The sequence below is a fragment of the Candidatus Microthrix subdominans genome (assembly GCA_016719385.1).
Taxonomy (GTDB): Bacteria; Actinomycetota; Acidimicrobiia; order Acidimicrobiales; family Microtrichaceae; genus Microthrix; species Microthrix subdominans.
Genome location: JADJZA010000003.1, coordinates 85,906 through 98,953, shown reverse-complemented (window position 1 = coordinate 98,953; position 13,048 = coordinate 85,906). Strand labels below are relative to the sequence as shown.

The 13,048-nt window shown below is 69.6% G+C and carries 12 protein-coding genes; 8 read left to right on the top strand and 4 right to left on the bottom strand.

Going from position 1 to position 13,048, the window contains the following annotated elements:
- Nucleotides 1–20: 20 nt before the first annotated feature.
- From IPN02_07185 to IPN02_07170, 4 genes are all read left to right on the top strand, one after another.
- Entirely contained in the window at nucleotides 21–674 is a 654-nt protein-coding gene (locus IPN02_07185; protein MBK9296619.1) for a protein-L-isoaspartate(D-aspartate) O-methyltransferase, read from the top strand.
- A 255-nt stretch (nucleotides 675–929) separates the two neighbouring features.
- Nucleotides 930–1,379 carry a hypothetical protein gene (locus IPN02_07180; protein MBK9296618.1) on the top strand — a complete coding sequence of 150 codons (450 nt, stop codon included), beginning with the start codon at nucleotides 930–932 and terminating at the stop codon, nucleotides 1,377–1,379.
- A gap of 145 nt (nucleotides 1,380–1,524) precedes the next feature.
- Nucleotides 1,525–2,130, top strand: coding sequence for a PRC-barrel domain-containing protein (locus tag IPN02_07175; GenBank protein MBK9296617.1), 606 nt, complete (start codon nucleotides 1,525–1,527; stop codon nucleotides 2,128–2,130).
- The gene (locus tag IPN02_07170; GenBank protein MBK9296616.1) at nucleotides 2,127–2,570 is read left to right on the top strand and encodes a PRC-barrel domain-containing protein; all 444 of its coding nucleotides are present in this window, start codon (nucleotides 2,127–2,129) and stop codon (nucleotides 2,568–2,570) included. Before IPN02_07175 ends, IPN02_07170 begins: the two co-directional genes overlap by 4 nt.
- 74 nt (nucleotides 2,571–2,644) lie before the next feature.
- On the opposite strand, the gene IPN02_07165 is transcribed toward IPN02_07170, so the two are convergent.
- Entirely contained in the window at nucleotides 2,645–3,880 is a 1,236-nt protein-coding gene (locus IPN02_07165) for an NADH:flavin oxidoreductase (GenBank protein MBK9296615.1), read from the bottom strand.
- A gap of 4 nt (nucleotides 3,881–3,884) precedes the next feature.
- The gene (locus IPN02_07160; GenBank protein ID MBK9296614.1) at nucleotides 3,885–4,661 is read right to left on the bottom strand and encodes an MOSC domain-containing protein; all 777 of its coding nucleotides are present in this window, start codon (nucleotides 4,659–4,661) and stop codon (nucleotides 3,885–3,887) included.
- Nucleotides 4,662–4,774: 113 nt separating this feature from the next.
- On the opposite strand from IPN02_07160, the gene IPN02_07155 reads away from it, so the two are divergent.
- The 4 genes from IPN02_07155 (at nucleotide 4,775) to IPN02_07140 (ending at nucleotide 9,126) form a co-directional block, all read left to right on the top strand.
- Nucleotides 4,775–6,190, top strand: a complete 1,416-nt coding sequence (locus tag IPN02_07155) for a hypothetical protein (protein MBK9296613.1) — start codon at nucleotides 4,775–4,777, stop codon at nucleotides 6,188–6,190.
- Entirely contained in the window at nucleotides 6,174–7,211 is a 1,038-nt protein-coding gene (locus tag IPN02_07150) for a phosphatase PAP2 family protein (GenBank protein MBK9296612.1), read from the top strand. Before IPN02_07155 ends, IPN02_07150 begins: the two co-directional genes overlap by 17 nt.
- Before the next feature lie 377 nt (nucleotides 7,212–7,588).
- Nucleotides 7,589–8,176 (top strand): phosphohydrolase, encoded by a 588-nt coding sequence (locus tag IPN02_07145; GenBank protein ID MBK9296611.1) that lies wholly within the window; start codon nucleotides 7,589–7,591, stop codon nucleotides 8,174–8,176.
- Complete coding sequence (locus tag IPN02_07140) at nucleotides 8,173–9,126, top strand: SDR family NAD(P)-dependent oxidoreductase (GenBank protein MBK9296610.1); 954 nt, start codon at nucleotides 8,173–8,175, stop codon at nucleotides 9,124–9,126. The genes IPN02_07145 and IPN02_07140 overlap by 4 nt, the downstream gene beginning before the upstream one ends.
- A 184-nt stretch (nucleotides 9,127–9,310) precedes the next feature.
- Here IPN02_07140 and IPN02_07135 read toward each other — a convergent pair whose 3' ends face one another.
- Complete coding sequence (locus tag IPN02_07135) at nucleotides 9,311–11,797, bottom strand: ATP-dependent DNA helicase RecQ (protein ID MBK9296609.1); 2,487 nt, start codon at nucleotides 11,795–11,797, stop codon at nucleotides 9,311–9,313.
- A gap of 101 nt (nucleotides 11,798–11,898) precedes the next feature.
- The gene (locus IPN02_07130; protein MBK9296608.1) at nucleotides 11,899–12,858 is read right to left on the bottom strand and encodes a patatin-like phospholipase family protein; all 960 of its coding nucleotides are present in this window, start codon (nucleotides 12,856–12,858) and stop codon (nucleotides 11,899–11,901) included.
- Nucleotides 12,859–13,048 lie beyond the last annotated feature (190 nt).

The window sequence follows — 13,048 nt, the reverse complement described above, 5'->3', positions numbered from 1 at the left end:
GCGCGGAGCCCCCGGATGCGATGGCGGCTCGGCGCAACGCGATGGTGCAGCGCCAACTGGTGGATCGAGGGCTCGTCGACCAGCGCGTGCTCAAAGCGATGGGTGAGGTGCCCCGGGAGCGCTTCGTGCCGAGGAACCTGCGCCGCCGGTCCTACGACGACGGTCCGCTGCCGATCGCCGAGGGCCAGACGATCTCTCAGCCCTTCATCGTGGCGGCGATGACCGAGAGCGCCCAGGTGGCCCCGTCCGATCGTGCCCTGGAGATCGGCACCGGCTCGGGGTACGGGGCCGCGGTGCTCAGCCGGGTGGCCGCCGACGTGGTGAGCGTCGAGCGCCATGGCCTGCTGGCGAAGAGCGCTGCGGACCTACTGGCTTCGCTCGGCTACGACAACGTCACGGTGGTGACCGACGACGGGTCGCTCGGGTACGCCGACGGGGCGCCCTACGACGCCATCATCGTCACGGCGGCCGGACCGAGCGTGCCCGACGCCCTCCTCGAGCAGCTGGCCGACGGCGGCCGGCTGGTGATGCCGGTCGAGCGGGAGCCTGGCGACCAGCGGCTGGTGCAGGTCACCCGACACGGCGATGAGTTGGTGGAGGCAGACCTGGGGGCGGTGCGCTTCGTGCCGTTGATCGGCGATCAGGGGTGGCCCGACCAGGGTGGTCAGCGCTGATCGGCGCCGGGATGTGCCGGGACACGTTCCTCCGGGGCCGAAGCGGACGAGGGGTTCCTCACCCGCATCGCTCGAACCGTGCAACGCATCGGTGACGAGGGCCGCATTCTCCATTGTCGATCTGTAGAACGAACACATCCGAGCGTCCTCACAGCGATGGGCGCGGCAGCGCCGGCGTTTAACCTGTCCTGATGGCGGGCATTGGGCAGGAACCGATGGCGGCCGAAGCCGACCAGCGAGGCATGAAGGAATGACATGAGCGAACACAAGAAGACCTCACCACTTGATCCGGCCGCTGTGCTGGGTGAACACGACGATCGGGTGTTCGGGATTATCGATAACCCCGACGTCGACGTTCCCGAGCTGATGTCCAAACTGGCCGACCTCGACGTCGACCCCGAACTGGTTCACGTCTATCAAGGACAAAAGGGACTGGAACAGTTGTCTCCCGGCTTTGACGGCGCTGACGGTGGCGTTGGTGTTGGTGGTGGCGGTGGCGTGCTGCGGGGCATCAAGCGCGCCATCCAGAGCCTCGGCGAGGAAGGTCGGTACGTCGAACGGATTCAGGAGGAACTGAAGGCGGGCCATGGTCTGGTCACGGTCTCGGTTGGCGAGAACAACCGGTCTCGGGTCATCGCAGCGATGAAGGAGCAGGGCGCTCACCACATGTACCGATACGGCAAACTGACGATCATCGATCTCTGAGAACGGACGCAACTATGAACGCATGGGCCTGGGTCATCGTCGCCGTGGTGGTCGCCATCATCTTGATCATTGCGGTGCTGATGATCCTGCGGTCGCGCCGACGGGGTTCGGTGTTGGCCGCCTCCGCAAGCAAGGGGGAACGGCGATGACGCACCTGCTGAGGGCGGGCGATCTGATCGGACTCCCGGTGGTGTCGATCGCCACCGGCGAGGACCTCGCCGAAGTTCGAGACGTCATCTACGACGGCAGCGAACACCGGCTGCTCGGGTTCACGCTGAACAAGCGAGGAATGTTTGCGGGACGCCTCAAGGAGGTGCTCACCGCCGAGTCGGTCACCGGCATCGGTGCCGATGCGCTGATGATCGATGACACGACGGCGATCGACGAGGCGGCAGCCGACGAGGAGTCGCTTCGCCATCTCAAGGCGGCCAAGCCGGTCGTCGGCAACCGGGTGGTGTCCTCCGACGGCAATGCCCTGGGCGAGGTCGTCGGTGTGGTGTTGAGCACCGGGCGCCGGCCGGAGGCGGTGGGCTACGAGGTGAGCGCACCCGACTTGGACGGCACCGCCTTCGTGCCGATCAGCGACCAGATGGCGCTGTCGGGCGACAACCTGTTGGTCCCGGTGGAATCGACCGAGTTCATACGCAACGACCTGGCCGGCTTCGGGGCGGCGGTGACGGAGTATCGAGAGCGGATGATGAACGCATCGCCCGTCACCGAACGTCCCACCGACGAGGGAGGCCCTCAGTGATCGATACCTTCAACGCGGCGGACAAGCGCACGGTGGTTGCCGGAGACTCGGCCGACAACATCGGCAAGATCCGTGGCTTCATCATCGACCCGGGTGCTAACCGGGTCGAAGCGGTGCACATCTCCGGTCGAGGAAAGAACGCCGACATCGTCGAGTGGGGTCGGCTTCGCTTCGGTGGCGACGCGGTGATCGTCGACTCCGAGGATGCCGTCGAGCGGGTGGATGAGGAACGCGAGGTGCTTGCGGTCAAGGGCAAGCTGGCGATCCGGGGCAGCCGGGTGCTGGACACGGCCGGTTTCGAGCTGGGCACCGTCGAGGATGTGAGCTTCGACAGCGACACCGGCCAGCTGATGACCGTGCGGACAACCACCGGCGAGGTGGATGCTGCGCGCCTGTGCTCCCTGGGCTCCTACGCGCTTGTGGTCGACGCCGAGGAGTAGTCCGACGGCCGACCGTGGCCAGGAAGCTTGCCGCCGACACGGCGACAAGCATCCAGCCGCTCACACCTTGTCGCTCACACGCTGGCGGTCGCGCCCGGGTTGACGAGCACGCAGCGGGTACCCGAGTAGATCGTCGGCAGACACTTGTTGCAGTGAACGCACAGGCCGTTGTGATGTTTGGGCTCGTCCCGCATCAGGTTGGGCAGGTCGGGCTGGCGCAGCAGCGCCCGGGCCATCGCCGTCATCTCGAACCCCTCGTCGAGCGCGTTCTCGATCGTGTCGCGCCGGTTGATGCCACCGAGCAGCACCAGCGGCATCGACAGGGCCTCACGGAACTGCCGGGCGAACGGCAGGAAGAAGGCTTCCTCGAAGGGCAGCTCGGGAAAGATCCTGCTGCCGAGCACCCGCAGACCCAGGCCGACCACCTTGGACTGGGTGGCGATGAACTCCTCCATCGGCACGTCACCCCGGAAGAAGTACATGCCGTTGAGCAGCGAGCTGCCGCCGGTGAGAACGAGTGCGTCGAGCTGACCGTCCTCCTCGAGCATCGATGCGAACTGCAGGGACTCCTCCAGCCACAGGCCCCTTTCGACGCCGTCGGCCATGTTGAACTTGGCGATCACCGCCACGCGGTCGTCGACAGCACCGCGCACGGCATCGATGATCTGGCGGATGAAGCGCAGCCGGTTCTCCAGGCTGCCGCCGTAGCGGTCGGTGCGCTTGTTGAGGTTGGGGCTGAGGAAGGACGACGGCAGGTAGTTGTGGCCGAGGTGGATCTCGACGGCGTCGAAGCCGGCGTTCTCGGCGACGGTGGCGGCGGCAGCGAACTGCGCGGTCACCTCGTCCAGCTGGGCCACGGTTGCGCCCTTGACGATGCTCATGGCCGGGTTGCTCCAGCGGGTGGAGGGGGCCAGGGTGTGGGCGCGGTTGGAGTGAACGTTGGCCACCATGCCGGCGTGACCGAGCTGAGCGGAGACGGCGGCCCCCTCTTCGTGCACAGCGTTGGTGAGCCGCTCGAGGTCGGCGGTGACCTCGGGGCGCATCACCAACGTGTTGCGATGCACCCGGCCGCCCATCGAGACCGAGCAGTACGCCACCGTCGACATGGCGGCGCCGCCGGCGGCCACCTGACGATGGAACTCGATCAGCTCGTCGGTCACGGCCCCACGGGGCATGACCCCCTCGAAGGTGGCCGCCTTGATGATGCGGTTGCGCAGGCGGATCGGCCCGAGCTGGTAGGGATCGAACGGGCTCGGCGTCGGATCGGGCGCAGTGCCGGTGGTCGAGGGTGCGGTCGAGGGTGATGTCATCGGCTCAGCCTTCCAGGTGGACTCGGTCGCCTACTGCGATCGTGCCAGGGTTGACGACCTGAAGGTACAGGCCGAGGTGGTTGGGATGGTCGGGGTTGAGTTCGTTCATGGCGGCGAACAGCCCCGGTTGACGGGCCAACCCATCGGGTTGGGCCCGCAGCGGCATGGCACAGCGTACGGTTGGTGACCCGACCGACAACACCGCGGTGCCCACCCTCAGGCGGCGGTTCAGCCAGGCCTGTTCCCCAAAGGGCTCGATGTGGTCGGCGACGTCGACGACCAGGTTGGGGCGGAACCGCCGCACGTCCCAGTTGAGGTCGGGCCGGGCTTCGGCGCAGCCGGCCAGGGTGGCCGAGCTGATCAGGTGGACGGCTGCCAGGTCGAGGAACGTCCCCGGCGGGGTGGGGATCTCAAAATATTCGGCGTCGTCGTCGGGGGGATCGAAGGTCATCTCGTAGCCGGTGTCGGGTACCTCCCCGGCCCGGCACAGCTCGACCGGTCGGCCCAGCCAGTCCGACAGCACCCGGGAGGCATCCGGGGCGCCGATGTCAACCTGCCGTCCGTCGTCGAGGGTGATCGTATTGTCATCTGCGCTGGCATTGAGCAGGCGGCTGTACCGCTTGGCGGTCATCAGCTTGCCGGAGTCGCGATCGATGAGGCCCCAGGTGCGGTCACCGACCGCAGCGTCGACGGTGAACTCGAGGGAGTCCACCTCGAGGCCCTGCATCGACTTGACCGGGGCGCGGAAGCAGGAGGTGACGGTGGCGACGACGTCGGTCATCGTCCGAGTTCATCACATGGGGCGGGCCGAGGGGGACGCTGCGCCCACGCTCGTCGATGCGGAACGTTCACTCGGACGGGTGCCCCGCCGTCCGGTTGGGTACCGTGCCCGGGATGGACGCTCAGCAACCTTTGACCTCGGTCGTCACCCGTCTGCGCGAGGCAGGGTGGTGGTCGTGGTTGGCGACGGCGGTCGTGTTTGGTTCTGCGGGCGGGCGTCGGGGACGGCGGGCCGCACTGCGGGGGCTGCTCGCCGTCGCCGGCTCACGTGGCATGGTCCGGGCCATCACGGTCCTGACCCACCGGGGCGAACGCGCCGGGGACGCACGCTCGATGGGGGCGCGTTCGGCCGCCCTGGCGCTGCTCCCCGGTGGACGCTCGGCCGACGCCGGTTGGTCCCAACCCTCCGCCGAAGCGGCGTCCGCCGCCGCCTTCGTCACCGCTGCTGCGCTGGAATCGGCTCCGTGGACCGCCGTCGCCTCGGTGGTCGGCCTGGTGGGCACGTGGGACCTGCCGGAGCGTCAGGGCGCGCGCTCGGTCACCCTCGGCGCAGCGGTCGGAGCGGCTGCGGCGGTCGCCACCCTGCGATGGTGGCCCCGCATCGACACGTCGCCGGCCGAGGCACCCCCGGCGCCGGAGCGTTTTGCGGGCGAACTTGGGCCGGAGGGTGAAGGGCTTGCCGTCGTCGTCAACCCCGGTTCAGGCGGAGGCGGCGATGAGGCCGAGGGCCAGATCGAGGAGATTCGCCAGGGGCTGCCCGGGGCCACCATCGTCAGGTTTGAGGACGGCGACGACCTGTTGGAGCTGCTCGACGGTGCGACGGAGACGGCCAAGGCACTGGGCGTACTCGGTGGCGACGGCAGCATCAACGCAGCGGCCGAGGTGGCGTTGGCCCACGGGATTGCGCTGGCGGTATTTCCCGGCGGGACCCTGAACCACTTCGCACGTGACCTGGGCGTCGACACGATCGCCGAGGCGGTTGATGCGGTGCTCGAAGGCACGGTTGTGGAGGTGGATACCGCCTTGATCGCCGACCGTCCGTTTCTCAACACCGCCAGCCTGGGCAGCTACTCGGAGCTGGTGGTGGCCCGGGAGAAGCTGGAGGATCGCATCGGCAAATGGCCGGCCATGCTCGTGGCGATGGTGAAGGTGCTCCGGCACTCCACCCCGACGAAAATCGTCATGGACGGCAAGCCCCGCCGGGTGTGGATGATCTTCCTCGGCAACTGTGCCTACGACCCGCCCGGTTTTGCGCCGGCTACCCGGGCCCGCCTCGACGACGGCCTGATCGACCTGCGGCTGGTCGACGGCTCGGCCCCGGCGGCGCGGCTGCGCCTGATGCTGGCGCTGCTGACCGGAACACTCGGCAAAAGCCGCGTCTACCGTCGCCGGCTGGTGAAGCGCCTCAACATCGCCTCCGAGGAGAAGAACCCGATGCTCGCCGTCGATGGCGAGGTGTTCGAGGGGCCATCCAACTTCGTGGTGGCCACGCGCCCCGGCTCGCTGCGGGTGTATGCGCCGACCCGCTGATCGCGGACCGTTGCCGGTGTCGGGCCGGCGATGGCTGACCGCAGTGGCTGGCGTGTACGCGCTCGGGATGGCGCTGGCGGCCGTCATCACCCGAGGTGCGGTCGATCGATTCGACGAACGAACGACGGCGGAGCTGCGCCGCTGGGTGGCGTCGCACCCGGCGGTCGGCGAGGTGGCGGCGAAGCTGACCATCATCGGCTCGCCGATCGTGCTGGTGGCGGTCGTGCTTGCGGGCGCCGTCTGGCTGGAAGGACGGGGTGATCGGCGCGCTGCGATCACCCTGGTGCTGATCGGTGGGCTGGGCGCCATGGTGGAAACCGCGCTCAAGGTGACGATCGCCCGTGCCCGTCCCGAACTCGACCCGCTTGTCTTCGCCCGCGGGTCCAGCTTTCCCTCCGGTCATGCGATGAACTCGATGATCGTGTTGGTGGCCACCGCCCGGCTGGTCGCAGGCGCCCGGAGCACGCCGACCGATGGCGCCGCCCCACGGCGGCGGGTCGGCATCGCGACGGGCGCAGCGCTGGCGGTGGCGATCCCGATCGGCGTCAGCCGGGTGGCCCTGGGCGTCCATCACCCGGGCGACGTCGTCTCCGGTTGGGTGCTGGCCGCGTTGTGGCTGACGCTCACGCTGGGGGAGGCTCGGCTCCCCTCCGAAGCGTCGCCGCTAGCCGCGGGGGAGCGCCTTGCCGACCGCACGCACGGTGAAGCCGGCCAGCATCAACGTGATGCCGCGGGAGATCGCTGCGATGCCGATCCACAACACCAACAGGACGACCGACCGGCCCGGATAGCGGACGGCCCAGATAGCCACGGCGATCTCGAGCAGGGCGAGCAGCAGGGGGAACCACCACAGGTCCACCCCGGCGCTCTTGGATTCGAAGGCGCCGACGATGCCGATGATGCCCCGCAGCAACAGCAGCCAGGCCACCAGCGTGGCGATGACGGCAAATGTGGCGGCCGGCCAGACGAAGGCGATGATTCCGGCGCCGACTCCGAGCACCCCGAGGACCAAGGCCAGTAGGCGGGTGGAGCCCTTCGAGTCGAAGGCGGTCGCCAGGTCGGCCAGGCCGGTGAGCATGAACCCGATGCCGGCGGCGATCGTGACAGCCCACAGGGTCGTGTAGTTGAACGACAGGACGAGGAACCCGAAGACGATGGCGATCACGCCGCCGACGACCGGGATCCACCAGCCGGCGGTGATGCTCTGCAGTCCGGGACTGCCCGGCCGATCGGGGCTGAGGGTTGACGTGGCGTTCATGGGCACTCCTGATCGTTGGGTGGCACACGGTTCCGAGGCGACCGGTCGGAGGCCCTGGCGCACCCGGCGTTGAACGGGCGACTGTACACATCCGCACCCTCTGTGCGCCGGGACCGTGTCGCGCGCACCAGACTGGACCGATGAGCACCACGTCACCAAGCGCCGGGTTTCATGCGATGACCGAGGGCACCCAGGAGGACTGGGACCGCATCGTCGCCGCCCAACTCGAGTTCTATCCCCGTCTCGCCGACCGGGTGATGACCCACCTGGGCCTGCTGGCCGGTGACTACGGCGGGTTCGTCGTCGACCGACTGGTGCACTCCACCCAGACCGCCACCCGGGCGATGCGGGCCAACCGCAGCGACGACTACATCGCCTGTGCCCTGCTGCACGACATCGGCGACACGCTGGGCAGCTTCAACCATCCCGACATCGGCGCAGCGATCGTGTGGCCCTTCGTCGATGACGACCTGCATTGGATGGTGCAACAGCACGGCATCTTCCAGGGGTACTACTTCTTCGACTATCTCGGCCTCGATCCCAACCTGCGGGACCGCTTCGAGGGCCATCCCCACTACGACCTGTGCGCCGAGTTCTGCGCCGACTTCGACCAGGCCGCCTTCGATCCCGCCTACCCGACGATGGAGCTCGAGGAGTTCCGGCCGCTGCTCGAGGGGTTCTTCGCCCGCCCGAAGCGCTCGATCTACATGCGCGGTGACCAGTCATGATCTGGACCCAGGACGACATAGGCGACCTGAGCGGACGCGTTGCCGTCGTCACCGGGGCCAACGGTGGCCTCGGGCTGGAGACGACGAAGGCGCTGGCCGGCGCCGGTGCGCACGTGGTGATGGCGGCCCGCGACCAGGCCAAGGCATCGGCGGCCGAGGTCGAGATCCTCGCGGAGCACCCGAAGGCCTCCCTGGAGATCGTCGAGCTGGATCTTGCCGACCTGGCGTCGGTGCGCAGCGCGGCCGACAGCGTGCTGGCGGCCCACGCCACCATCGACCTGCTCGTCAACAACGCCGGGCTGATGGCGATGCCCGAGCGGACGACCAGCGACGGCTTCGAGATGCAGTTTGGCGTCAACCACCTGGGCCATTGGGCGTTGACGTCGCATCTGCTCGTGCCGCTGCTGCGGGCGCCTGCAGCCCGCGTGGTGACCGTCACCAGCATCGCCCGCCTGCAGGGGCGACCGGTGGACCCGGACAACCCCCACCTGCGGGGCACCTACGCGCCGTGGAAGGCCTACGGCCAGGCGAAGCTGGCCAACTACCACTTCGGCCTGGGACTTCAGCGGCGCTTCGAGCGGGCGGGGGCGAATGCGATCAGCCTGCTGGCCCACCCGGGGCTGTCCAACACCGGGCTTCAGTCCCACACCGCCGCCGAGGGCGGCGGCGGCCTGTTGGGCGTGATCGCCCAGCCCCTCACCGCCGTGGTCGGCATGTCGGCGGTCGTGGGCGCTCGGCCGCAGCTACGGGCAGCTACCGACCCGGGCGCGTCCGGCGGTGACATGTACGCGCCGCTGTTCTCCTCCAATGGTCCGGCGTTCAAACGCCCGGTGATCACCCCGCCCGGCACCGACCGGGCGATTGCGACGCTGTGGGAGGTGTCCGAACGCGAGACCGGCGTGGCTCTCGACGTCGCAGCGGCGCTCGTCAAGGCAATGCCGGACGACTGACGGCACCCGGGTCCGTCGGCGGGTGCCCGCCGGTGAGCGGGTGGGCATGTCCAACGGCTGCTCCGGGTCAACGGCTGAGCCGGGTTGACGGGAGCGCCGGGTTTACAGGTTCGCCAGGTCAACGAGTACCCGGGTCAACGGGTACCCGGGTCGACGGGTGCGCCGGGTTGACGGGTGCGCCAGGTCAACGGGTGCGGAGGGCGAGGGGCAGCACCGGACCGCTCCCCGCCCCGGTGAGCAGCCAGGTGGCCACGGTGACCGTCCAGCGGCTGTCGACCTCGTCGTCGATCAACAGCACCGGCCCGGATGCGGTGTCGCCCGGTGGCAGCGCCTCGGCGTCGACGGTGAAGCGGTCCCACACGTTCAGCACCTGGTGGGCCGAGTTGGCCTGATCGGCCTGGAAGCCTCGGTTGGCCCCGGCATCACCGGCCCAATCGGTCCGGGCGACCAAGGCTCGGTGCACCGGCAGCTTGCCGAGCGCGCCGAGCCCGTCGGCGACAGCGTCGATCAGGGGCTGGCGACGTCGGGAGGGCACCGGACAGATCCACGTGGGTCGCTGCCCCCAGTCCCAGCGCTTCAAGATGCCGGCCAGCGCCCACAGCAGGTCCTCGGGGAGGACCAGGGGCTGTCCGTCAGCGCCCTCCCCGGCCACGGTTGCCGGGGCCACCGTGCCGCTGTCCGTTGTGCCGCTGTCCGTTGTGCCGCTGCCCGTCGTGCTCGCGTCCGTCGTGCCGCTGCCCGTCGTGCCGCCATCCACCGTGCCCGCGTCCGCCGTGTGGCTACCCGTGGTCCGACTGCGAGCGTCGGCGTCGGCCCGGGCGACCAGCGCGCCGATCGTCTGGTCCCAGCCGCCGTCGCCCACCCGGGCCAAGGCCCGGCCAGGCCGCGCTTGGCGCTCGGCGGCGATGTGGCCCCTTGGCTCGCCCAGGCCGCTGGGCCATTGCTTGCGGGGCGCCAGGATCAGGTCGCCGCCGCGCAGCAAGGTCTGGGCCCGCTGGACGACCGCTTGGTCGGGGTCGCGCTGCCAGGTGGAGCCGGTGCAGTTGTCGCAGCGGCCGCAGTCGTCCGCCTCCGGATCATCGAGCGCCTCGCGCAGGTCGCGCAACCGGCATGTGTCGAGGTCGGCCCAGGCGAGCATGTGGCCGGACTCCGTCCGGCGCAGCTGCGACAGCGTCGACGCCAGCTCGTGGTTGTAGGCCCAGTCGGCCCGGGTGCGGATCCAGCCGCCACCCACCCGTTCGACCGCCCCGTCCACCTCCAGGATGTTCATCAGGGTGCCCAGGCGGTTGCGTCCCAGGTTGACGCTGTGCTCGAGCAAGGCGATCGAGGTGGGCTCGTCGTAGTCGAGCTGATCGAGAGCGCTGCGGCACACCTCCTCGGAGGGCAGGGACACCGATTCGAACCAGCGCCAGACGGCGGCGTCCTCCACCGGGCGGGGCAGCGCGATCACCTCGGCGACCTCGAGCGACCGGCCGGCGCGTCCGATCTGCTGGTAGTAGGCCACCGGCGACGGTGGCAGGCCGAGGTGGACGCAGAAGGCCAGGTCGCCCTTGTCGAAGCCCATGCCGAGGGCAGAGGTGGCCACCAGCGCCTTGAGCTCGTTGGCCCGCAGCGCCGTCTCAAGCCGAAGTCGTTCGTCGGGATCGACCGAGCCGGTGTAGGCGGCGGCGTCGTGGCCCTCCTCGCGCAGCCACCGGGCAGTCGTCTCGGCCTGGTCGACCGTGAGGCAGTAGACGATCCCCGAGCCGGGCAGCTCCTCAAACACTTCGCTCAGCCAGGCCAGGCGATGGGCGTCGTCGGGCAGGTCGACCACCGACAAACGCAGCGACTCGCGGTCGAGCGACGTGCGCAGCACCAGGGTGTCGTTGCCGAGTTGGGCGGCGACGTCGTCGGTGACCCGGGCGTTGGCGGTGGCGGTGGTCGCCAGCACCGGGGTCCACGGCGGCAGCTCGGCGAGCAGCGTGCCCAAGCGGCGGTAGTCGGGGCGGAAGTCATGGCCCCAGTCGGAGATGCAGTGGGCCTCGTCGCACACCAGGGTGAAGGCGCGGGACCGCAGCGAGTCGAACACCCGGCGGCGGAAGCCGGGGTTGGCCAGACGCTCGGGGGCAATCAACAACAGATCGACCTCGTCGGCGGCGATCCGGGCCTCCAGGTCGTCCCAGGCGTCGACGTTGGAGGAGTTGATCGTCACCGCAGCCAGACCGAGCCGTTCGGCGGCGGCCACCTGGTCGCGCATCAGGGCGAGCAGTGGGGAGATGACGACGGTGGGCCCCCAGCCCCGGTCGCGCAGCATGCGGGTGGCCGAGAAGTACACCGCCGACTTGCCGAAGCCGGTGCGGGCGACCAGCAGGGTGCGCTGTCGCCCGGCGACGACTGCGGTCACCGCGTCGAGTTGCTCGGGGCGGGGGTTGGCGTCGGGCCCGGCGAGCGCCCGAACGTGGGCGGTGAGCTCGTCGGCGACCTCGGCGGGGGAGGGGCGGGGCGGTTCGGTGAGCGTGGTCACCTCAGCACCGTACCGATGCCGGGTGACAGCCGGGCCGGCGGACGACGCCGCCCGGCGTCCACACTCCTCACCTCTGCACCCTTGCGCCCCTACCTCCAGGGTCGAGAGGCGAACTCTGCCGCTATCGCGTCGTATACAACGCGATAGCGGCAGAGTTCGCAGATGCATCGACTCCGGCGTGCTTGGTGTCGCGGCTCGGGCTCGGGCTTGGTGCTTGGTGCTTGGGGCTCGGGGCTCGGGGCTCGGGGCTTGGTGCGGAGCCAACCGGCTCAGGCCGGGGTGGCCACTTCGCCGTTCGCTTCGTTGTCCGGTTCGCCGTCAGCTCCGGTATCCAGGTCTCCGGCGGCCCAGCTGCGCAGGGCGGCACGGGTGAGGCGGGCAGCGTGCTGTTGGATCACGTTGCCGTTGGTCTGGTCGCCGCGTGGGAAGCCGCGAAAGCGGGCGTTGGTGGCGTCGTCCACCTCGATCAGCACGGTCGCCAGCCCCGCCTCCCGCAGCTGGGTCAGCTCTGTGTCCAAGCGACGGCGGGCCTGCATCCGGGTGGCTCGCAGCCCGGGACGGCTCTGCACGCTGACCAGGACCACCAGGTCGGTCGGCGTTTCGAGGGCCAGCTCGGCGTGGTTGGGCGACAACAACCCGCCGTCGACGTAACGCTCGCCGTCGATCTCAACCGGCGCAAACGCCCCGGGGATGGCCTGGCTGGCCTGGGCCGCCTGGGCGAGCGGAACCTCGAGGTCGTCACGGCCGAACACGACGAGGGCGCCGTCGTCGAGACGGGTGGCAGTGATCCACAGCGAGGGCGGCCAAGGGTGGTTGGCGTGGATTGACGCAGCCCGGGACAACCCGACGGTGGGAATCCTGCCGGCGGGTAACAGGCCGGAACCGGCCAGCAAGGGGTTGCGAAGCACCTGCGAGGCCAGCTGGGGCGCCACCGGCATCAGCCGCTCCAGCCCCCGGTCGCGGTTGGCCTCCCTGGCCTCGACGAACTCGGTGCGCTCTTCACCGGAGGGGGGCGACATCAAGATGTCGCCGGTGTCCTCCAGGCTGGTGCCGGTGAGCACCGCCGCTGCGACGCCGGCCCCGGCTGAGGTGGCGATCACTCGTTGGGCGTCGACGAGGTTGAAGTCGGCCTCCGCCCGCAGCGCCCGGAGCGCCCCGAGGTGGAACATCCAACCACCGGCACCGCCCGAGCCGAGCACGACGGTGACACTGGGTGGAAGTTCGATCATGGGCGACACCAGTCGGGGGGCAGGGGCACGAGGCACGGGCGGTAGGTAGAGCAGCCGGGGTTGCGGTGCTCGATCGGCGCCGTCGGATCGCTCGAACCAGGAGGACAGGATACGAGGTATGCGTCAACTCGATGCGTCGGCCATGATCGGGCAGACTCGAACGGCTTGACCGGACCCGCTTGCGAGCCCG

Bases quoted from the DNA above. Each gene is read 5' to 3' on its own strand.
- IPN02_07145 (MBK9296611.1), top strand. From the start codon at position 7,589: ATGAGCACCACGTCACCAAGCGCCGGGTTTCATGCGATGACCGAGGGC.
- IPN02_07140 (MBK9296610.1), top strand. From the start codon at position 8,173: ATGATCTGGACCCAGGACGACATAGGCGACCTGAGCGGACGCGTTGCC.
- IPN02_07150 (MBK9296612.1), top strand. From the start codon at position 6,174: ATGCGCCGACCCGCTGATCGCGGACCGTTGCCGGTGTCGGGCCGGCGA.
- IPN02_07130 (MBK9296608.1), bottom strand. From the start codon at position 12,858: ATGATCGAACTTCCACCCAGTGTCACCGTCGTGCTCGGCTCGGGCGGT.
- IPN02_07160 (MBK9296614.1), bottom strand. From the start codon at position 4,661: ATGACCGACGTCGTCGCCACCGTCACCTCCTGCTTCCGCGCCCCGGTC.
- IPN02_07165 (MBK9296615.1), bottom strand. From the start codon at position 3,880: ATGACATCACCCTCGACCGCACCCTCGACCACCGGCACTGCGCCCGAT.
- IPN02_07155 (MBK9296613.1), top strand. From the start codon at position 4,775: ATGGACGCTCAGCAACCTTTGACCTCGGTCGTCACCCGTCTGCGCGAG.
- IPN02_07135 (MBK9296609.1), bottom strand. From the start codon at position 11,797: ATGCATCTGCGAACTCTGCCGCTATCGCGTTGTATACGACGCGATAGC.
- IPN02_07185 (MBK9296619.1), top strand. From the start codon at position 21: ATGGCGGCTCGGCGCAACGCGATGGTGCAGCGCCAACTGGTGGATCGA.
- IPN02_07175 (MBK9296617.1), top strand. From the start codon at position 1,525: ATGACGCACCTGCTGAGGGCGGGCGATCTGATCGGACTCCCGGTGGTG.
- IPN02_07180 (MBK9296618.1), top strand. From the start codon at position 930: ATGAGCGAACACAAGAAGACCTCACCACTTGATCCGGCCGCTGTGCTG.